Here is a 19,048-nt window from a genome sequence, read left to right as displayed (position 1 = left end):
ATGGCAACGTCATTTGCTGCGCTTGTCAAGCGCTTCGCCCGCGACGAACGCGGCGCGTCCCTCGTCGAGTATGCGGTTCTGATCGGCATCATCACGGCCGGGCTGGTGACCGCGATTACTGCACTTCGCACCGAAATCATCGGTTCATTCACGGCCATCGGCGCGCTTCTCCCAGGCTAAGCCTCATCGATCGTTGATGATCCTTGGCTTTTTGACAGCGTGGCGGAGGCGGCAATGCGTATGAGCAACGTGGTCATGCTTTTGATCGCGTTCCTGTGTGCCGCCACAGCTGCATTGCTTTCGCGGGCCTGGCTGGTCGGCCAGTCCGCCCGGGCACCCGCCGAAGTGCAAAGGATCGCATCGCGTGCGATCGTGGTGGCCGCGCGCGATCTCAAATATGGGGAGAAGCTGACCACCGATGCGGTCAAGCTGGTCCAGTGGTCGGGCGACACCATGCCGAAAGGCGCGTTCCTGACCAAGGACCAGGTGATCGGCCCGGCCGGCGGCCGCATCGTGCTGTCGTCGGTCTCCGAGAACGAACCGATCCTCGAACAGAAGCTGCTGGGCGCGGAATCGAACAGCGCCCTGTCGGCCAAGCTCACGCAGAGCATGAAGGCCGTCACCATCCGGGTGAACGACGTCGCCGGGGTGGCCGGCTTCGTTCAGCCGGATGACCGCGTCGATGTCTTCCTGACCTATGGCGGCCAGGGCGCGGGCGAGACCACGGTGGCGGCGAAATCCGCCGTCGTCGTGCTTTTGCAAAATTTGCGCGTGCTGGCCACCGATCAGGTGACCCAGCGCAACGACCAGCCGACCCCGGCCAAGGCGGTGACTTTGGAAGTGACGGTCGAGGAGGCGCAAAAGCTGATCCTGGCCGGGCGCGTCGGTGAGCTGTCGCTGGCGCTCAACCGTATCGCCGATACGGGCGATCCCCAGGCGACGGGGACCATCGCCTTCGACGATCTGATGGAGGCCGAACGCGGGGCCAAGGGCAAGGCCAAGCCGGGCGGACCAGTCGTCGGGGTGACGCGATCGGTCGAACGCAAGGAATATCAAGTGCTTCCCGACGAGAGGCGCAACGAACGGCGATACGAGATTTTGAGCCACCAGTGAAACCGGGCCGCAAGCGCGGGGCGTATGCGTTAAAGACGACCGGCGGTCTGGCACGGCGCATGAGGGGCTGAGGGAAATTCCGGACATGAATTGGGCATTGAGGATTTTGGGCGGAGGAGGAGCGGAGCGACAGCGCGGCCGCGCCGGCCGCCGCCTGCTTTCGGGCATCGGACTTGCGGCGCTGTCCGCATTCGCCGCCGCGCAAAGCTTTGCCGGGCCGGCCAAGCTGGCCAAGGATGAGGGGGCAGGGCGCACCGGCATCTACCATGTCGAGCCGACCGACGACCGCATCGACATCAAGGTGACCCTGCACAAATCCGAAACTGTGCGCGTCGGCCAGCCCTTCACAGAGGCGCTGGTCGGCAATGCCGAGGTCGCCGATGTGGTGCCGCTCACCGACCGCGCCATCTACATTGTCGGCAAGAAGATCGGCGTCACCCGGCTCGCCCTGCTCGACAAGGACAAGCAATTGCTCGGCGTCGTCGATGTCGAGGTGACGCATGACCTCGTCGGCCTCAAGAAGCGCATGAACACCAATCCGGCTCTCAAGAACGTCAAGGTCGAGTCGGTCAACGGCAAGATCCTGCTGACGGGCGTCGTCCCGGATTCGCTGGCCATGCAATATGCCATGACCCTGGCCAAGCAGGTCTCGGCCGACGAAGTCACCAATGCCATGCGGGTGGCCGCGCCGCAGCAGGTCATGCTCGAAGTCCGCTTCATCGAGGCCCAGCGCAGCGCCGGCCGGGCACTCGGCGTCAGCGGCTACGTGCAGGGCGGCGACGTGGACGGGTCATTCACCGAGGGCGGACTGGGCCTGATCACGAATTCGGTCCCCTTCGGATCGCTCTCGGGCAGCATCATCACCGGCGGCACCAAGATTTCCGCCACGGTCGAGGCGCTCGAGGAGCGCGGCTTGGCCCGCCGCCTCGCCGAGCCGAACCTGGTCGCGCTCTCGGGCGATACCGCGAGTTTTCTGGCGGGCGGCGAGTTTCCGTTCCCGGTGTCGGCCGACAACGACAAGGTGACGGTCGAATTCAAGAAATTCGGCGTCGGCCTGGCCTTCACCCCGACCGTGCTCTCGGAGGGCCAGATCAACCTCAAGATCGAGCCTGAGGTCAGCGAGCTCGACCCCAATGGCGGCATCACGGCCAACGGGCTGAAAATCCCTGGCCTCATTGTGCGCCGCGCCTCCACGACCGTGGAATTGCGCGACGGCCAGACCTTTGCCATGGCGGGCCTGCTGCAGAGCAACAACGCCAAAGCCTTGCGTCAGGTGCCGTGGCTGGGTGACGTGCCGGTGCTCGGAGCGCTGCTGCGGAGCGCCAATTTCGAGAAGAAGGAGACCGACCTCGTCATCTTGGTCACGCCGCGCCTCGTCCAGCCGCGCGCGCCCGGCCAGAAGATCGCGACGCCGCTGGATAAGACCCTGCCGAGCAATGACCGCGAATTCTTCCTGCGCGGCAAGCAGGAGGTGAACATCGGCAAGCCGGAGGATTTCACCGGCCACATCATCGACTGGCAGGACGAGGCTCCGGTCAGCGGCTTCAAAGGAGCGAAATAATGATGACCCGCATCAAGAAGCGCTCTGGCCTCGCCGTGGCGGCCGCCGCCCTTCCCGCGATCCTGCTCTCGGGTTGCTACGAGACCGACTATGAATCCCGCCGCGACACCATCTCGCTCGGCGCGGGAGACGCCACCGCGACCAACGCGGTGACGCAGACCATCGATCCCTGGAACAAGAACGTCAAGAACACCAAAATCCACCAGGAGGGCGAGCGGGCAAGGGTGGCCATCGAGCGCTATCAGCAGAACAAGTCGATCCCGCCGAGCGGCTTGAACACGACCGAGATTTCCGGCCAGTCGGGTCCGGGTAGCCAAGGCAGCACGCAGGTCAAAGACTAGTTTTCGCGCCCCGGCTTAACCCTCTGGGGCCGCGTATGTTAGCGTATGGTCAGGTTTCGAAATGGCGATAATGGAAAAGTTCCGGCCTGCCGTGGCTAAACCTGCCGACGGCCGTGGCATGTCTGGGACCGGGCTCGATGACATGGTCAGACAGAGCGCCTTGCGCGGCGATCAGCAGGTCGACATTCTCCTCGTCAGCGAGGATGTCGAGCTGAAGGAGATGCTCGCCAAGGGGTTTGCCGAGAAGAAGCATTTCGTCATGCGCACGGTGAAGGGGACCGTCGCCAACACCGAGAAGATGCTCGGCATGGAAGGCGTGCCGGGCGTGCTGCTGGTCGATCTGAAAAGCGCCTCGCCCGAGGATCTGGCGGCGCTGGAGCGGATCAAGCGGGGGCGCTTCGCCGCGACGCCGATCATCGCCATCTCCAGCTATCTCGACCAGGAAATCGTTCGCCGGCTGGTGCAGATCAAGGTCGACGACTGGCTGCCGAAAGACAGCCCCTTCGTCGACATCTACCGCTCCTGCGAGCGGCTGAACCGCACGCCGCAGGTCGAGGGGCGCAACAAGGACGCCGTCTGCTATTCCTTCTTCCCGGCCTCGGGCGGCGCGGGCAATACGACGCTCGCCATCCAGACCGCCTTCCAGCTCGGCCGCACCAGCCGCGACATGGCATCGACCTGCCTCGTCGATCTGAATTTCCAGGACGGCTCCATCGCCGATTATCTCGACATCGCCCCCGCCTTCCGCATCGAGGAGCTGGCCAATGCGCCCGGCCGCCTCGACGGCCAGCTCCTCGACGTGATGCTGACGCGCCATTCCTCGGGCCTCTCGGTGCTGGCGACGCCGCGCGTGCCGGCGAAATATTTCGAGATCAGCGAAGGGCTGATCGGCGCTGTGCTGGGCCTTCTGTCGCGGTCCTTCGACAATGTCGTCATCGATCTGCCGAAGAACTGGTACCCCTGGACCGACAACGTCATCTGGGGCTCGAACCAGGTCTATGTGGTGACGAATTTCACCGTCCCGGCGCTGCGCCACGCCCGCTACATGATCGACGCCATCTCGGCGAAAATCGTCAACGACGCCAAGGTGTCGGTGATCGTCAACAAGCATCGCGAGAGCATGTTTGGCGCGGGTTTGAAGAAGAGCGACGCCGAGCAGATGCTGCGCAATTGGCTCGCCGGCTTCATCCCCGACGCGCCCGATCTGGTGCAGGAGGCGATCAATCGCGGCGTGCCGATCTCGGACATCAATCGCGGCAGCAAGGTCGAGAAGGCGCTGGAGCGCATTCTCAAGAACAAGGGCTGAGGGCGCCTCTAGCGGATCGGGGTCAGGGCGATGTCGAACAGATTTTTGCCGGGCGCGAATAAGGGCGGCGGCTTCGAGCAGCAGCCTTACGGCGTCAAGCCGCTCGATCCCGCGCCGATGGAGCGCCGCCTCGCCGAGCTGAGCGAGACCAACAAGCTCGTCAAGGAAGAGCTGATCGAGGCCAAGGTCCGGCTGCACCGCAAGCTGATCGACGATCTCAACCTGCCGATGATCGAGCGCATGAGCAAGGAGGAGCTGCGCGGCCAGATCTCCGAAATCGTCGCCGATTACGTGCGCTCCGAGCGCATCCTGCTGAACGCGCGCGAACTCGAAAGCTTCACCACCGAAGTCCTTGACGAGCTGACCGGCCTCGGCCCCATCGAGCCGCTGCTGAAGGACCCGACCGTCTCGGACATCCTCATCAACACGCATGAAAAGGTCTATGTCGAGCGCTTCGGCCAGCTCGAACAGGTGCCGGTGCGCTTCAAGGACGAGGCGCATGTCTTGCGCATCGTCAACAAGATCGTCAGCGCCGTCGGCCGGCGGGTGGACGAATCCCAGCCGATGATCGACGCCCGCCTCGCCGACGGCTCGCGCATCAATGTCGCCGTGCGTCCGATCGCCGTCGACGGGCCGCTGGTGTCGATCCGAAAATTCGCCGAGCAGGCTTATGACATCGAGGGCCTCGTCTCGGTCGGCAGCCTGACGCAGCGGATGGCCGACCTGCTCTCCGCCTGCGTGCGGGCGCGGCTGACCATTCTCGTCTCCGGCGGCACCGGCTCGGGCAAGACGACGCTGCTCAACGCGCTCTCGACCAGCATTTCCCACCGCGAGCGCCTGATCACCATCGAGGACGCCGCCGAACTCCGCCTGCAGCAGCCCCATGTAGGGCGGCTGGAAACCCGGCCGCCGAACATCGAAGGGCGCGGCGAAATCCGCCAGCGCGAGCTGATGAAGAACGCCCTGCGTATGCGCCCCGACCGCATCATCATCGGCGAAGTGCGCGGCGAGGAAGCCTTCGACATGCTGCAGGCCATGAACACCGGCCATGAAGGCTCGATGGCGACCATCCACGCCAACAGCCCGCGCGACGCGCTCGCCCGGCTGACGCAGATGGTCGGCATGGCCGGGCTCAACATGACCGAGGCCAGCGTCAAGACGCAGATCGCCTCGGCTATCGCCGTCATCCTGCAATTGCAGCGCTTTTCCGACGGCCGCCGCCGCATCGTCAGCCTGACCGAGATCACCGGCATGGAGCGCGACGTCATCCAGATGCAGGAGATCTTCAAATTCGTCCGCACCGGCACCAGCACTGACGGGCAGGTGCGCGGCGATTTCCGCGCGACGGGCCTGCGCCCCGGCTTCATGGATGAGTTGCAGGTGAAGGGCTTCGGCTTTCCCGGCGACTTTTTCGATCCGGGGATGCCGCTATGACCGCCGTGCAACTGGTGCCGATCCTCGTCTTCATCGCCGTGCTGCTGATCGTGACGGCGGGCTATCTGGCCGCCTCCGCCCAGCGCACGCGGCGGAAGACGGTGAGCCGCCGGCTGACCGATTTCGGCCCGGCGCAAGCCAATCAGGGCGAGCTGATGCGCATCCGGCGCGGCCGCAGCCTATCCACCGACGGGCATTACGCCCTGCCCTTCATCCCGCTGAACCAGCTCATCCTGCAATCCGGCGTCACGGTCGGCATCCAGGGCATCCTGTTCTCGATGCTGTTTTTGTTCGCCGGCGTCTATTTCGTGCTGGCGATGCTGAAGGCGGGCGCCGTGATCGCGGTCGCGGGCGGCATCGTCGCGGGGCTGGGATTTCCGGTGGTGGTGCTGCGCTCGATGCGCGCCTCCCGCCAGCGCCGTTTTGAAGAGCAGCTTCCCGACGCCATCGACATCCTGGTGCGCGGGCTGAAGGCCGGCCACGCCATCCCGGTCGCGCTGGCGACGGTCGGGCGGCAGATGGCCGAACCGCTCGGCGGCGAGTTCAGCATCACGGCGGGCGAGCTGACCTACGGGCTCGATCTGGAAACCGCGATGGTCAATCTGCGCTCGCGCGTCGGGCAGGCCGACTTGTCGCTGATCGTGCTGGCGGTGTCGATCCAGGCCAAGATGGGCGGCAACCTCGCCGAAATCCTCAGCAATCTCTCGCGCGTGATCCGCGACCGCTTCAAGCTTCGGCGTAAGGCCAAGGCACTCTCGGCGGAGGGCCGCTATTCGGCGATCTTCCTCAGCGTCATGCCCATCGCGCTGTTCGGCGTTCTGGCGATCATTTCGCCCAGCTATTACGGCCAGATCTGGAATGAAGCCATCGTCAAGCCGGTGCTCGGCGGCGCCGTCGCCTGGATGATGTTCGGCAATTACATCATGTATCGAATGGTAAAGTTTAACATCTGATGCAATCGATATTGGCCTTCATTTCCGGCGGAACCAATCAAGCTGATAGCGCCGTGCTGCTCGGCGCGATCTTTTTTACCTTCATGTTCATGTTCTTCTTCGTGCTGGCGGTGACGGATGTCGCCCAACGCCGGAGCGACATCCGCAAGCGCACCGCGATGGACCGGGTGCTGACCTCGGGCAATATCGCCCTCGAGCAGGAATGGGAGACGACCGGCCGCTCGCTGCGCTTCCAGTCCTATGCGGAGAATTCGGCGCTGCTGGCCAAGGTCGAGCGCGGCCGCAAGAGCCAGGAATGGCAGAGCGAGAAGACCAGGCTGCAGCGCGATCTCGTCGGCGCGGGCTATTTCGGCCCGAACAGCGCGCTGTGGTTCCAGGGCATCCGGCTGGCGATGCTGGTCGGGGCGCCGCTCGCCGCGCATCTGCTGATGGGCGCGCTCAATATGAGCTTGCAGCCGACCACCAAGCTCGGCCTGCTGGCCGCGATCGGCGGCGTCGCCTTCCTGCTGCCGGGGCGATATCTCGTCGCCCGTCGCAAAGCCTATCAGCGCGAATGCCGCGAGGGCTTTCCCGATTTCATGGATTTGATGGTGGTGTGCTCCGAAGCCGGGCTCAGCCCGCGCGCCGCCATCGACCGGATCAGCCGGGAGATCTCCTACAGCTACCCGTTTCTGGGCGCCAATCTCTACTTCATGAGCCTGGAATTGCGGGCCGGCGCGACGCTCGCCGAATCCGTCGAAAGCCTCGCCCTGCGCACCGGGCTGGAAGAAGTCGTCAATCTGGGGTCGCTGCTCTACCAGACCGAACAGTTGGGCACGAGCATCGGCGATGCGCTCCGCATCTACAGCGAAGAAATGCGGGACAAGCGTCTGTCGCGCGCCGAGGAGAAGGCGCATTCGCTGCCGGTCAAACTGACATTGCCGCTGGGCTTGTTCATCTTCCCGGTGATGCTGGTGGTGATCGGCCTGCCGGTTTTCATACGAATAAAAAACGCGTTGTTTTAGATTTTGCCTCGAAGGGGAAAAAGATGAGGGGACATATCTTGAGATTGCTGGCGGTGGGAGCGCTGGCCCTTGCCGCGGCGGGGTGCAAGACCGCGCTCGACGGCGCGCCGGAAGAGGAATTGACCACCGAGATCACCGACACCTCGTCTTTCGGATCGGCCCCGGAGGCGCAATGGCTGGAAAAGGCCAAGACCTATTACCGCAACGGCAATTACGGCCTCGCCGAGCGCTATTACCGGCAGGCCATCGAGGAGCGGCACAACAATGCCGAGGCCTGGCTGGGGCTCGCGGCGTCTTACGACCGGCTGAAGCGCTTCGACCATGCCGAGCGGGCGTATAACCAGCTCATCAAGCTGGCAGGCAACACGCCGACGGTGCTGAACAATCTGGCCTACCACCAGATGCTGAAAGGCGATTTCGCCGGCGCGCGGCAGACCTTGCAGGCTGCGGCGTCGCAGTCGCCGAACAACCCGTATATCCGCAACAATATGGATTTGCTGAACCGCTGGGAGTCGCAGGCCGGGGGCAATCGGGAAGGGTGAGGTTCGCGGCTGGAAGCAGCGGAGCAAGCGGCCGGGCTACGGACCAACGGATAGGCAGTACCCCCTCACCCCAACCCTCTCCCCCTGGGAGAGGGAATCCGGTTGCGGCGTAAGGATGGCTCGTTCGCTCCTAAACAGACAATGACTCCGAAATCCCCGCGAAGGCGGGGATCCAGTACGCCGCAGCATTTGGGGTTGCGCAGAGTGCGACCGCTAGCGCTGGGATTACTGGACCCCGCCTTCGCGGGGATTTCGTTGAGGGGTGCATTGGTTTCGGTCATTCGGCCTCGCCCAGCCCTCTCCCATCGGGAGAGGGCGGCGCGTTAGCGCCGGGTGAGGGGGTTATGCCTCGCCGTTGACCCCAACGCCGAGCGGGCCACCCTCAGAACGGGTTCCAGGTCTGGCGCTCGGTGAATTTCAGGTAGGCCAGGTTCGCTCCGAGGCGCAGGCCGATGCCGGAGCGGATCGGGACCATGACCATGCCGCTCTTGCCGAGCACGTTCAGGCCGACGCCGCCAGCCACATAGGCCGAGCCGCCGATGCCGCTAAAACGGCCGTAGATCAGGTTCGGGTCTTCGAGATTATAGACCAGGAACAGGGCGTTGGACCCTTCCGCGCCGAGATCGTAGCCGAGCGAGGGGCCTTGCCAATAGATCGGGCTTTCGGGGGCGGTCTTGCTGTGCAGCGTGCCCTTGCCATAGCGCAGGCCGGCCAGGATCGCGGCGCCGCCTTCGCTGCCGGTGATATAGGCGTTCGGGCGGCCGAATTGCTGGAAGGCGTAATTGATGGCGCCGCCGAATTGGGCGGTGATGGTGCCGAAAATGCCCCGGCCGGCTTCCTGGATCTCGTCGATGCTGTAGGTCGCCTCGATGCGGTCGCTCGGCAGCGGCAGCGGCTCGCCGGGCGGGGGCGGGGCGAGCATGGTCGGCGGCTCGGGATTGTTGCGGTTGTCGGCCAGGACCTGACGGCGCTCGGCGGCGGGCGGCGGCGCGATCGGCTGCGGATCGGGCGCCCAGTTCTTGGCGGTCTGCGCCGGACCTTCGCGGCGGGCGGGCAGGCCCGGATTGAGCGCAGGCGGCGGATCTTTCCGCGCGGCTTCCTTGGGCGGCTCGGGCGCCACCGGCTTGCTGGTGACGATCTCCTCGCGCGGCGGCGGCGGCACGGCGGCGGTGGTGCGCTGCTCGGCCTGAGGCGCGGGCGCCGGCGTGAGGCGATCCTCTTTGCTGGTGGTGGTCGGCAGGGGCGCGTCCTTCGGCGGCTTCACCGCCTCGCGGGCCTCGGTCTTCGGGGGCGTCGGCGCCGCGCCGCTCGGGCGGTCGAATTCGATATCGGCCTTGGCGAGCATATAGCCCGATTTCTGGCCCATCACCGTCAGCAGCCGGTCGCGGACGCGCTTCAGCTCCTCCAGCTTGTCGCAGGTGATTTTGTCGTTCGGCGTCGTGCTGAGACTGTCCATCTGGCCGACCAGCATTTCAATCTCACGATTGAAATCGCTCATCTTGTCGTCCTGCAGCGACTCGGCGCGCTGCTCGATCTCCTGGTCGCTGAGATGATGTTTTTGCCGCAGCGCATTCAGCTTCGCCTGATAGCGCTGGGCGCCGTTGACGTTGAGGTCGCGCAGGGCCTGCGCCGTCTGGTCCACGACCGCGCCGAAATCGGCGGCGTTGCAGGCCCGCGCGCCCGAGGCGGCGAGGCCGGAAAGGGACAGGGCCCCCGCGAAGACCGCGAGGCGAACCATAGAGGATCGTTTCAATCGGCGCATTGTCTTGCCCGGCAAAGGTTCAAACATCCAGGAGTCTAAAATCAGCAGGTGTCTAACCCGCAAACGGCGCCAACAGTTCGCTGTATTGAGCGCGGACTGCCGGGCGGTTTTTGCCGTACCCCTAAACTATGGCGACTTTCAATGTGTCGCGATTCTTGGCCGGCCGTATCGAAACTGCAGCCTGCGTTGCATCGCGTTTACACAACTTGCGGCGCATATGCATCGAAAAAAGATTGCGCTCTTCCGATCATCACCGCGAAGACCGCGTCGCATGGGCAAAATCGCGCGCGCCGCTATCATCCTCAAGTGAAATTTTGGCAATATACCCGATACTCTCCGGATGGACAGGAAGGCTCTCGCCCATACTCTGATTTCGGCCGCATGCGGGGGCTTCGGCATTGCCGCGATGCTGACGCTCGCCGCCCTGTCCGGCACGCCGCTCGGCGCCATTCCCTTCGCCACCTCGATCGTGCTGGTCGCCGGCGCCCCGCGATCGCCGCCGGCGCGGAGCAAGGCGGTGATCTTCGGCCATCTGATCTGCGCCAGCGCCGGCATCGCCCTGCATTATAGCGGCTTCGAGGGCATCGCGACGGTGGCGGCGGTGGTCGCGCTCAGCATCGCGCTGATGCTGGTGTTCGACGTCTTCCACCCGCCCGCCGGCATCACGCCGCTGGTGATCTACAATTCGTCGCTGGACTGGACCTTTTTGTTCATGCCGGTGCTGGCGGGGGCGCTCTGCGTCATGCTGCTGGCGCGGACGTCGGAGCGCTTGCAGGCGATGGCTGGGGCCGGTCAGGGCGCCCAGCGATAGACCCATTTCTCCGTCAGCTTCTTGCCGAAACGGCTGATCTGGAAGGCGAGATCCGCTTCCTTGCTGCCGTCCGGGTGGTATTCGATGCCGACACGCTTGCCGCCGGTGAAGGGGTTCGGCGCGATCGTATAGGCCTTGATATAACCGGCGCTGGCGGTGACGTCATAATCCCAATGCTCATCATCGGCATCGGCATAGAGCTCGCCGCCCGCGAAATCGATCATGATATAGCGGCTGCCCGGCGGCAGGCCGACGCCGCTGCGGGTGCGCAGCACCTGCGCCACGGGGCGCTCGCCCGGCACATGCCAGCACCAGGTCAGGCGGTAGCGGTAGTCGTAGCTGCCGCCGGCCTGGAGCGGGTCCTTCGGCCGCCAGAAGGCGACGATATTGTCGGCATATTCGGTGCCGGTCGGCAGCTCGATCAGGTCGACGCTGCCGTCGCCCCAATCCGACAGCGGCTCGACCCAGGCGCTCGGGCGGCGCTCATAGGCGGCGTTGATGTCCTGGTAATGGTCGAAATCGCGCTGGCGCTGCATCAGGCCGAAGCCGCGCGGCGATTTGTCGGAAAACACCGAATAGAGGATTTGCGGCGCGGTGACGAGCGGGCGCCAGATCCAGTTGCCCTCGCCGGTGAGCAGCAGGAGGCCGTCGGAATCATGCACGCGCGGGCGGAAATCATCGTGCGGGGTGTGATCGGCCGGGCCGAAGAAGAACATGCTGCTGAAGGGCGCGATGCCCGGATATTGGATGGCCTTGCGCGGATAGATGGCGCAGTCGACATCCATCACCACATCGACGGCGCGGCCGATGACGAAGCGGTAGGCGCCGGCGACGCTGTCGCTGTCGAGCAGCGCATAGACGGTGACGGTGTGGGAATCGGCCGCCGAGGTCTCCACCCAGAAGGCGCGGAAGCTGGGAAATTCCTCGCCGCCCTCGCGCGCGGTGTTGATGGCGAGGCCGCGCGCGGAGAGGCCGTAGGTCTGCCCCATCGCCTTGCCGCGAAAATAGCTGGCGCCCTGGAAGACCTGGAATTCCTCGAACACATTCGGCTCATGCACCGGCGCGTGCAGTCTGAGGCCGGAAAAGCCGGCATCGTCGGGCAAGGGCACGCGCTGCTCGGCGGGGCCGAAATTGAACATCGACTTGTCGTAGCGGATCGGCGCCGCCTTGCCGTTCTCGACCAGATAGATGTCCATCGGGTCGCGGTAGATATAGCCGTTATGGAACAGCTCCATCCGGAACGGGATCTGGGTGCCGCTCCAGATCGCCTTGTCGCTGTCGAATTCGATATTGCGGAACTGGTCGTAATTGAGGTCGGCGAGGGCGGGCGCGATCTGGCCGGCGGCGGAGCGGTAAGGCTCGCCGGCCAGCGCCTTGGCTTTCGCCTTCAGAATGTCCCAGGAAAAATCCGTGGCGGGCCCGGTCTCGGCCAGCGCCGCCAAGCCGCTGCGGCCAAGCGCGGCGGCGAGGCTGCCGAGCCCCGCAGCCATCAGGAAAGCGCGTCGATTCATGCTCGATCCCTCAACGGCGGGGCAATTGGCGATGCGTCAGGGGAAGCCCGCAAGGCATCCTTGCGGTGAATGGACTGGTTACGTCAGTATTTCAAGTCTTCTTCGATCATATGGCCGGCGTGATCGCGCTTGGCGGCGAGATAGCCGACATTTTGCAACGTGAACCGGGCCTTGGCGCGGTGGCTGGAGACCACATCGAGACCGGCCGCCTGCAAGGCCTCGACCTTGGCGGGATTGTTGGTGAGCAGGCGGATCGACTGATAGCCGAGCTGCTTCAGCATGGCGGCGGCGAAATCGAAGCGGCGCTGGTCGTGATCGAAGCCGAGAATCTCGTCGGCGTCGAACGTGTTGTAGCCGGCATGCTGCAACCGGTAGGCGCGGATCTTGTTGGCGATGCCGTTGCCGCGCCCCTCCTGGTCGAGATAGAGCAGCACGCCGCCGCCATTCTCCGCCATGAATTTCACCGTGCCGCGAAGCTGGTCGCCGCAATCGCATTTCAGGCTGCCGAACAGATCGCCCGTCAGGCAGGCCGAATGCAGCCGCGCATAGACCGGCTCGCCCGGTTTGGGTTTGCCGATGACGACGGCGACCTGATCGCGCATGCCTTCGCCGCCGCGGAACACCACGAATTCGGTCTCGCCGATATCGTCGAGCGGCACCGGCGCGCGCGAAACGATGCGCGGCGAGGTCAGGACATGCTCGCGGTAATGCTTTACTGACTCTACCTCGACGCGCACCAGTGTCGAGGCGGGCGCGTTCGGCTCCTGCCGCATTTCGACGACGATCGCCGCCGGCAGCAGATAGGCCAGGCGGACGAGGTCGAGCGCGGCCTTGTCGGCTTCGCCGGCCGGCTTCGGGGCATGGCCGTTCAGATGAATGTCGGTATGCGCGACCAGCGCATGAATTTCGGCGGCGTTCATGCCCTTGACCGGGATGATGCCGGCATCGTCGCCCTTATGGCCGAGCAGGCGCAGCCGCGGCCGCGACAGCACGAGCTGCGGCTGGGCCTTGCTCGCCGCGCGGATCGCGGCCAGCGCCTCGTCGTCGACGGTTTCGGGGCTCATGACGAGATAGTCGGCACCTGCGGCGCTCAGCAGGACGGGACGGCCGGAACGAATTTCCGCCAGCGCCCGTTCAACCCGCACTTCATGCGGATCGCCCATCAGGTCCATTAAACTCTCGCTACCCATCTCAGTTTTGCTCCCCTTCATGATCCGCATGCATTAACACGTTTGCTTGGCGGACTATTCTGTACGCTAGTGAAAAAAAAGGCGTGATCGATTGTCTGATTCAACGGAGCGTCCTTCATTGACGATGAACAACGACCCAACATCAGCCTTGGATCCGATCGCCGCGAGCGATCCGGCCCGTCCCTATGTGGTGGCCCAGCTAGGGCAGTCGCTCGATGGCCGCATCGCCACGCCGACTGGGGCTTCGAAATATATCAACGGGCCAAGTGCCCTCGATTTCCTGCATCGCTTGCGCGCCTCGGTTGACGCCGTCGTCGTCGGTATCGGCACCGTCATTGCGGACGATCCTCTGCTGACCGTGCGCCGCGTGGAGGGACGGTCTCCAGCGCGCGTCGTCATCGATCCTAATGGCAGGTTACCAACAGGGGCGAAGTGTCTATCTGATGACGGCACAGCAATTTATGTAGTGACGCCCCTAAAAAATTGCGACTCGCCCGCCGCCAGCACGATCTGCGTCGACGCCGGGCCGGACGGGCTCGATCCGCACGCCATCGTGCGCGCCCTGCACAAGGCCGGCCTCAGGCGCATCCTGATCGAGGGCGGCGCCAAAACGGTGTCGCGATTCCTCGCGGCGGGGGCGGTCGACAGGCTTTATTTGCTCGTGGCGCCCATGATCCTGGGTTCGGGGCAGACCGGCCTGGAACTGCCGCCGATCGAGGAAGTTGACGAAGCGCTCACGCCGGTAACGCGCTCCTACGCGCTTGGCGGAGGGGATGTGTTATTCGATTGTTGCTTTAAATCTTAAATTCGAGGAGGCGGCAAATGACAAACGTCATGAACGAACGCATAAGTTTGGCGGGTGATAAATATTCCGGCTTCGCCATATTCATGCATTGGCTGATCGCGGTGCTGGTGCTCGCCATGATCCCGATCGGCATCATCATGGGCTCGCTGGATGCCGGTCCGCTGCAGGACGGCCTTTATACCATGCACCGCTCCTTCGGCATTCTGGTGCTGATGCTGATGCTCGTGCGGCTGGGCTACAGACTGATCCATGGCGCACCGCCCCCCGAGCCGACTTTGAACGCGGCCCAGCGCACCGTCTCCCATATCGTCCACATGGCGCTTTACGCCCTCATCATCGCCCAAGCCCTGATCGGATGGGCCGCAACCTCGGCCTATGGCGCGGCGATCTCCTTCTTCGGGCTGTTTACGGTTCCGCCGATCCTCGCCAAGGACGAGGCGATCTCGACATCCCTCTTCTTCACCCACGAGCTGCTCGGCTTCACCATAGCTGGGCTGCTGGTTCTGCATATCGGCGCCGCGCTCTACCATTTCGTGGTCCGGGGCGACGGCGTATTGCAGCGAATGGTTCCATAATAGGACGTTACGGCAAGCGATCCGGCCAAACTGTTGGCAAGCGGCAATTTCGCGCTTCGAATCGCCATGGGTTTGTGTATTCTGCAGGCCCATGGCGCGATATATTTTCATAACTGGCGGCGTGGTTTCCTCTCTGGGAAAAGGTCTCGCATCCGCGGCGCTTGGGGCATTGCTCCAGGCGCGCGGGTTCAAAGTGCGGCTGCGCAAGCTCGATCCCTACCTCAATGTCGATCCGGGGACCATGAGCCCCTATCAGCACGGCGAGGTCTTCGTCACCGACGACGGCGCGGAAACCGACCTGGACCTTGGTCATTACGAACGCTTCACCGGCGTCTCGGCGACCCGCGCGGACAATGTCACCACCGGCCGAATCTACCAGGACATCCTCACCCGCGAGCGGCGTGGCGACTATCTCGGCGGCACGGTGCAGGTCATTCCGCATGTGACGAATGCCATCAAGGAGTTCGTGCTGGCGGGCAATGACGACGTCGATTTCGTGCTGGTCGAGATCGGCGGCACGGTCGGCGATATCGAGGGGTTGCCCTTCTTCGAGGCGATCCGCCAGCTCGGCAACGAGCTGCCGCGCGGCCACGCCGTCTACATCCATCTGACGCTGCTGCCCTATATCCCGGCGGCGGGCGAATTGAAGACCAAGCCGACCCAGCATTCGGTGAAGGAGCTGCGCTCGATCGGCATCCAGCCGGATATCCTGCTCTGCCGCTCCGACCGCGCCGTGCCGCCGGAGGAGCGCCGCAAGATCGCGCTGTTCTGCAATGTGCGCGAGACGGCGGTCATCCAGGCGCTCGACGTCCCCAACATCTACGACGTGCCGGTCGCCTATCACCGCGAAGGGCTCGACCGCGAGGTGCTGGACGCCTTCGGCATCGAGGCGCCGATGCCCGATCTCACCCGCTGGATCGAGATTTCCGAGCGCATCGCCAGCCCGGACGGGCACGTCAACGTGGCCGTCGTCGGCAAATATACCGGCATGAAGGACGCCTATAAGTCCTTGATCCAGGCGCTGATTCACGGCGGCATCGCCAACCGGGTCGGCGTCAATATCTCCTGGATCAATTCCGAGGAGCTGGAAGCCGGCTCGCCCGCGGCCTCCTTCGAGAATGTGCATGGCATCCTGGTCCCGGGCGGCTTCGGCGAGCGCGGCACCGAGGGCAAGATGGAGGCCGCCCGCTATGCGCGGCTGCGCCATGTGCCCTTCCTCGGCATCTGCTTCGGCATGCAGATGGCGGTGATCGAGACCGCCCGCCATGTCGCGGGGATCAATGGCGCCTCGTCCACCGAATTCGGCGAGACGCAGGCGCCGGTCGTCGGCCTGATGACCGAATGGATGCATGGCGACGCCATCCAGAAGCGCCGCGCCAATGGCGATCTCGGCGGCACCATGCGGCTCGGCTCCTACCCGGCCCATCTGGCGCCGGGGAGCCTCGCCCAGCGCATCTACGGCTCCTCGCAGATCGTCGAGCGGCACCGCCACCGCTACGAGGTGAACATGAATTACCGTCCGCAATTGGAGGCGGCGGGGATGAAATTCTCCGGCGTCTCGCCGGACGGCACCCTGCCGGAGATCGTCGAGATCCCGAACCACCCGTGGTTCATCGGCGTCCAGTTCCATCCGGAGCTGAAATCGCGCCCCTTCGCCCCGCATCCGCTCTTCGCCGCCTTCATCGAGGCCGCCGTGGAGCAAAGCCGCCTCGTTTAGTCTCGACGGACCGCAAGGCTGGGGCGGAGCAAAAGCGCCCCCCGGGAGCCGCTATGCATGCATCGGTTTAGTCGGAAACCGACGCCCATAACCAATCCGCAGCCTAGCTCCCTCTCCCATGGGGAGAGGGCTGGGCTCTCGCGACTTGGAAGGTTGAGAGACACCGCTCTGGCTGAGCCCGACTCATGCGATGCGCTCAGACGCCCCACCAGAACACGGCCACATTCCCGCCGCGATCCGGCAGGACGAACGCAGAACGAAAAATGAATCTTAGATAAAATTTTATTAAGCGCCGATTTTTTCCGAATTGGCTCGAGTTGTGGACAAACGCACTCTACGTATAGGGGTTGCAGTTATTTCCTGATAATAAGGATCATCAATTTTGGCCTCCGGCTGTCCGGATTGCTGCTTCGCAGCGGCCAAAAATTCTAGCGATGGGCCGATCTATGCTCGAGCCGTTTGCCCCCGACGTCGGCGCTTCCGGCAATCCGAAATCGACCCCATTGGGGCGCTAACCCCGAACCGCCACAAAGAATTTGTCCTCCGAGGTTACAAATGCGTTTGCTGCGGCATCCCCGGCTTTTCGTGCTCGGGATTAGGCGATGGTATCTTGCGAAAATCTTTGGAATGGACCTGCACCCGACCTGCTCCATTTCCCTGAAAGCCAGACTGGACCTGGACAATCCCCGCGGCGTGCATATCGGCGCCTTCAGCTATGTGGCCTTTGAGGCGACCATCCTTACCCACGACATGACCCGGGGCTTGCGTGCCGACACTTATATCGGCGAGCGCTGCTTCATCGGCGGCCGCTCGATCATCCTGCCGGGGGTCCGCATCGGCAACGGCTCGATCGTCGGGGCGGGCAGCGTGGTCACGCGGGACGTGCCGCCCGGATCGATCGTGGCCGGCAACCCCGCCCGGGTGATCCGCTCCGGCATTCAGACGGTCAGAGGCGGCTGCCTGAAGGGGGCCGGCTATCTGGCGATCAGCGATCCCTGGCTGGCGGCGGCCGAAATCAATCGCGCCAGCTAAAACAGAGCCGGCCTGCGGTGCTGCTTCAGGAACTCGGCCCGAGCTTCTGCGTCAGGCTCTCGAACTCCTTCCGCAGCGTCTCATTGCGGAAGACCTGATCGAAGCCCGGCGCTTCCAGCCGCTGCAGGGCCTCGAACGAGGTTCGCGCGTCCTCCATCAGGTCGTGCAACTGGAAGCTGGCCTCGACCGTCTCGAACGTGTTGTCCGCAATCGCCAGATCGCGCAGCGTCCGGTCGCGCGCCTCGGCGAGCTGGCGGCGCTGGGTCAGCAGATAGTCGCGGTAGAAGCTCGCCACCTTCTCGGAAAAATTCTGCGCCGCCACATTGGCGTCCAGCGCCCGCTTCTGGTCCGGCCGGTTCGGCTCGCCGAGCAGCCGCTTGCTGATCTCGCGCGTCTTGCGGATGTCGCCCAGAATGCCGCGCAGCTTGGTGATATAGACGTCGTCGATCTTCTCGATCAGCATGTCCTGCGCGTGTACCATCATCGCGAACAAAGCGGCGTGCATGGCGAAATAGCGCCGCGCCGCTTTCACATCCTCGTTCGACTGGCCGAGCAGCGTGCCGAGCTGGTCGTCAACCGCGCGGGCCGCCTGGAACGCCGTCACCAGCCGGATCAGATCGCTGCCGAGCACGCTGTCGAGCAGCAGATCGAGCTGGGCATCGCTCATCTCGACGCCCGATTTGGTCAGCGCCGCCTTGATCTCCAGCTTGACCTTGGCGATTTCCTCTTCGTTCGCGGCGATCCGGCCTTGCAGATCCGCGATCTTGCCGTCGATCGAGCTTTGCGTGTCCGTCAAGATGCCGTTCATCAGCCCGCCTTCGGGCGCGCGCAGCCGCTTTTCGCGCAAGGCGGTAATCTGGTCCTTCAGATCCGAAATCGAGCGCCGGTGCTCCTGCAGCTTGGCCTGCATCTCGACGACCGGTGCGTCGCTGACGATTTCCAGCACCGAATCCAGGAGCTTGCGCACCCGCTTTTCGCGGTCTTCGCGCGTTTCCTTCCACAGCGGCGGGATCACATAGGTGTCGCGCCGGGGCAGGTCCTTGAGCTGCGCCCTCTCCTCCGCCGTCCGGCTGAGCAGGCTGTCGATGGCGTCGAGCAGATCGATGGCCTTGCGGTCGGTCATCACCGTGCGCGGCTCGGGCACGGGCGCCGCCTGTTGCGCGGGCGGCGGGACCGGCGTCTGCGCGATGAGCGGGGCCGGGGCCAGCATCAGGCCGCCGAACAGAAAAACCGCCGCCGCCGGGGAGATATCGCTCATGCGCATGGCAAACTCCTTTACGTGTGGCCGCAATCGTGCCCGCCCCATGATGAACCGATCATGAGACCGCCATCCGGCCCTCCCCGGCCGCGAGCAGTCTTCCAGCTTGCGCGCCCACCGGGCAAGCTTATTG

18 protein-coding genes are annotated in these 19,048 nt (G+C 64.3%); 14 read left to right on the top strand and 4 right to left on the bottom strand.

The window, feature by feature from the left end:
* From BLEFHOIH_RS12840 to BLEFHOIH_RS12800, 9 genes are all read left to right on the top strand, one after another.
* A complete protein-coding gene (locus tag BLEFHOIH_RS12840) occupies positions 1 to 180 on the top strand; it encodes a Flp family type IVb pilin (RefSeq protein ID WP_088346023.1) in 180 nt (59 codons plus the stop codon).
* A 54-nt stretch (positions 181 to 234) separates the two neighbouring features.
* Positions 235 to 1,113: a Flp pilus assembly protein CpaB gene (gene cpaB / locus BLEFHOIH_RS12835; RefSeq protein WP_088346021.1), complete on the top strand. Its 879-nt coding sequence runs from the start codon at positions 235 to 237 to the stop codon at positions 1,111 to 1,113.
* Between the two features lie 85 nt (positions 1,114 to 1,198).
* Positions 1,199 to 2,674 (top strand): type II and III secretion system protein family protein, encoded by a 1,476-nt coding sequence (locus BLEFHOIH_RS12830; protein ID WP_088346019.1) that lies wholly within the window; start codon positions 1,199 to 1,201, stop codon positions 2,672 to 2,674.
* Entirely contained in the window at positions 2,674 to 3,015 is a 342-nt protein-coding gene (locus tag BLEFHOIH_RS12825) for a hypothetical protein (protein ID WP_088346017.1), read from the top strand. The genes BLEFHOIH_RS12830 and BLEFHOIH_RS12825 overlap by 1 nt, the downstream gene beginning before the upstream one ends.
* A gap of 142 nt (positions 3,016 to 3,157) precedes the next feature.
* Complete coding sequence (locus BLEFHOIH_RS12820) at positions 3,158 to 4,321, top strand: CobQ/CobB/MinD/ParA nucleotide binding domain-containing protein (protein WP_088346015.1); 1,164 nt, start codon at positions 3,158 to 3,160, stop codon at positions 4,319 to 4,321.
* A 117-nt stretch (positions 4,322 to 4,438) separates the two neighbouring features.
* Positions 4,439 to 5,755 carry a CpaF family protein gene (locus BLEFHOIH_RS12815; protein ID WP_088346260.1) on the top strand — a complete coding sequence of 439 codons (1,317 nt, stop codon included), beginning with the start codon at positions 4,439 to 4,441 and terminating at the stop codon, positions 5,753 to 5,755.
* Complete coding sequence (locus tag BLEFHOIH_RS12810; protein ID WP_088346014.1) at positions 5,752 to 6,708, top strand: type II secretion system F family protein; 957 nt, start codon at positions 5,752 to 5,754, stop codon at positions 6,706 to 6,708. Before BLEFHOIH_RS12815 ends, BLEFHOIH_RS12810 begins: the two co-directional genes overlap by 4 nt.
* Positions 6,708 to 7,712, top strand: a complete 1,005-nt coding sequence (locus tag BLEFHOIH_RS12805) for a type II secretion system F family protein (RefSeq protein ID WP_088346013.1) — start codon at positions 6,708 to 6,710, stop codon at positions 7,710 to 7,712. The genes BLEFHOIH_RS12810 and BLEFHOIH_RS12805 overlap by 1 nt, the downstream gene beginning before the upstream one ends.
* Positions 7,713 to 7,735: 23 nt before the next feature.
* A complete protein-coding gene (locus BLEFHOIH_RS12800) occupies positions 7,736 to 8,254 on the top strand; it encodes a tetratricopeptide repeat protein (protein WP_088346012.1) in 519 nt (172 codons plus the stop codon).
* Positions 8,255 to 8,636: 382 nt separating this feature from the next.
* On the opposite strand, the gene BLEFHOIH_RS12795 is transcribed toward BLEFHOIH_RS12800, so the two are convergent.
* Positions 8,637 to 9,992 (bottom strand): DUF1134 domain-containing protein, encoded by a 1,356-nt coding sequence (locus BLEFHOIH_RS12795; RefSeq protein WP_125461687.1) that lies wholly within the window; start codon positions 9,990 to 9,992, stop codon positions 8,637 to 8,639.
* Positions 9,993 to 10,356: 364 nt separating this feature from the next.
* On the opposite strand from BLEFHOIH_RS12795, the gene BLEFHOIH_RS12790 reads away from it, so the two are divergent.
* Positions 10,357 to 10,827 (top strand): HPP family protein, encoded by a 471-nt coding sequence (locus BLEFHOIH_RS12790; RefSeq protein ID WP_088346010.1) that lies wholly within the window; start codon positions 10,357 to 10,359, stop codon positions 10,825 to 10,827.
* On the opposite strand, the gene BLEFHOIH_RS12785 is transcribed toward BLEFHOIH_RS12790, so the two are convergent.
* Complete coding sequence (locus BLEFHOIH_RS12785; protein WP_088346009.1) at positions 10,809 to 12,338, bottom strand: glucan biosynthesis protein; 1,530 nt, start codon at positions 12,336 to 12,338, stop codon at positions 10,809 to 10,811. The genes BLEFHOIH_RS12790 and BLEFHOIH_RS12785 overlap by 19 nt on opposite strands.
* 83 nt (positions 12,339 to 12,421) lie before the next feature.
* The gene (gene ribA, locus BLEFHOIH_RS12780) at positions 12,422 to 13,528 is read right to left on the bottom strand and encodes a GTP cyclohydrolase II RibA (protein WP_245296992.1); all 1,107 of its coding nucleotides are present in this window, start codon (positions 13,526 to 13,528) and stop codon (positions 12,422 to 12,424) included.
* Positions 13,529 to 13,652: 124 nt separating this feature from the next.
* Between ribA and BLEFHOIH_RS12775 the strand changes: the two genes are divergently transcribed.
* From BLEFHOIH_RS12775 to BLEFHOIH_RS12760, 4 genes are all read left to right on the top strand, one after another.
* Positions 13,653 to 14,333, top strand: a complete 681-nt coding sequence (locus BLEFHOIH_RS12775) for a RibD family protein (protein ID WP_088346007.1) — start codon at positions 13,653 to 13,655, stop codon at positions 14,331 to 14,333.
* 29 nt (positions 14,334 to 14,362) lie between these two features.
* Positions 14,363 to 14,908 (top strand): cytochrome b, encoded by a 546-nt coding sequence (locus tag BLEFHOIH_RS12770; RefSeq protein WP_088346258.1) that lies wholly within the window; start codon positions 14,363 to 14,365, stop codon positions 14,906 to 14,908.
* A 91-nt stretch (positions 14,909 to 14,999) separates the two neighbouring features.
* Complete coding sequence (locus tag BLEFHOIH_RS12765) at positions 15,000 to 16,625, top strand: CTP synthase (protein ID WP_088346006.1); 1,626 nt, start codon at positions 15,000 to 15,002, stop codon at positions 16,623 to 16,625.
* A 555-nt stretch (positions 16,626 to 17,180) separates the two neighbouring features.
* Positions 17,181 to 17,657, top strand: coding sequence for a DapH/DapD/GlmU-related protein (locus BLEFHOIH_RS12760; RefSeq protein ID WP_088346005.1), 477 nt, complete (start codon positions 17,181 to 17,183; stop codon positions 17,655 to 17,657).
* A gap of 25 nt (positions 17,658 to 17,682) precedes the next feature.
* On the opposite strand, the gene BLEFHOIH_RS12755 is transcribed toward BLEFHOIH_RS12760, so the two are convergent.
* A complete protein-coding gene (locus tag BLEFHOIH_RS12755) occupies positions 17,683 to 18,921 on the bottom strand; it encodes a hypothetical protein (RefSeq protein ID WP_088346003.1) in 1,239 nt (412 codons plus the stop codon).
* Between the last annotated feature and the right edge of the window lie 127 nt (positions 18,922 to 19,048).

Origin of the sequence: Rhodomicrobium sp. R_RK_3, from assembly GCF_002198715.1 — a bacterium.
Lineage (GTDB): Bacteria > Pseudomonadota > Alphaproteobacteria > Rhizobiales > Rhodomicrobiaceae > R-RK-3.
The sequence above is the reverse complement of the archived record's forward strand: the minus strand, read 5'-3'. Positions and strand labels throughout refer to the sequence as shown.

Bases quoted from the DNA above. Each gene is read 5' to 3' on its own strand.
- BLEFHOIH_RS12840 (WP_088346023.1), top strand. From the start codon at position 1: ATGGCAACGTCATTTGCTGCGCTTGTCAAGCGCTTCGCCCGCGACGAA.
- cpaB (WP_088346021.1), top strand. From the start codon at position 235: ATGCGTATGAGCAACGTGGTCATGCTTTTGATCGCGTTCCTGTGTGCC.
- BLEFHOIH_RS12830 (WP_088346019.1), top strand. From the start codon at position 1,199: ATGAATTGGGCATTGAGGATTTTGGGCGGAGGAGGAGCGGAGCGACAG.
- BLEFHOIH_RS12825 (WP_088346017.1), top strand. From the start codon at position 2,674: ATGATGACCCGCATCAAGAAGCGCTCTGGCCTCGCCGTGGCGGCCGCC.
- BLEFHOIH_RS12820 (WP_088346015.1), top strand. From the start codon at position 3,158: ATGGTCAGACAGAGCGCCTTGCGCGGCGATCAGCAGGTCGACATTCTC.
- BLEFHOIH_RS12815 (WP_088346260.1), top strand. From the start codon at position 4,439: ATGGAGCGCCGCCTCGCCGAGCTGAGCGAGACCAACAAGCTCGTCAAG.
- BLEFHOIH_RS12810 (WP_088346014.1), top strand. From the start codon at position 5,752: ATGACCGCCGTGCAACTGGTGCCGATCCTCGTCTTCATCGCCGTGCTG.
- BLEFHOIH_RS12805 (WP_088346013.1), top strand. From the start codon at position 6,708: ATGCAATCGATATTGGCCTTCATTTCCGGCGGAACCAATCAAGCTGAT.
- BLEFHOIH_RS12800 (WP_088346012.1), top strand. From the start codon at position 7,736: ATGAGGGGACATATCTTGAGATTGCTGGCGGTGGGAGCGCTGGCCCTT.
- BLEFHOIH_RS12795 (WP_125461687.1), bottom strand. From the start codon at position 9,992: ATGGTTCGCCTCGCGGTCTTCGCGGGGGCCCTGTCCCTTTCCGGCCTC.
- BLEFHOIH_RS12790 (WP_088346010.1), top strand. From the start codon at position 10,357: ATGGACAGGAAGGCTCTCGCCCATACTCTGATTTCGGCCGCATGCGGG.
- BLEFHOIH_RS12785 (WP_088346009.1), bottom strand. From the start codon at position 12,338: ATGAATCGACGCGCTTTCCTGATGGCTGCGGGGCTCGGCAGCCTCGCC.
- ribA (WP_245296992.1), bottom strand. From the start codon at position 13,528: ATGGGTAGCGAGAGTTTAATGGACCTGATGGGCGATCCGCATGAAGTG.
- BLEFHOIH_RS12775 (WP_088346007.1), top strand. From the start codon at position 13,653: ATGAACAACGACCCAACATCAGCCTTGGATCCGATCGCCGCGAGCGAT.
- BLEFHOIH_RS12770 (WP_088346258.1), top strand. From the start codon at position 14,363: ATGAACGAACGCATAAGTTTGGCGGGTGATAAATATTCCGGCTTCGCC.
- BLEFHOIH_RS12765 (WP_088346006.1), top strand. From the start codon at position 15,000: ATGGCGCGATATATTTTCATAACTGGCGGCGTGGTTTCCTCTCTGGGA.
- BLEFHOIH_RS12760 (WP_088346005.1), top strand. From the start codon at position 17,181: ATGCGTTTGCTGCGGCATCCCCGGCTTTTCGTGCTCGGGATTAGGCGA.
- BLEFHOIH_RS12755 (WP_088346003.1), bottom strand. From the start codon at position 18,921: ATGCGCATGAGCGATATCTCCCCGGCGGCGGCGGTTTTTCTGTTCGGC.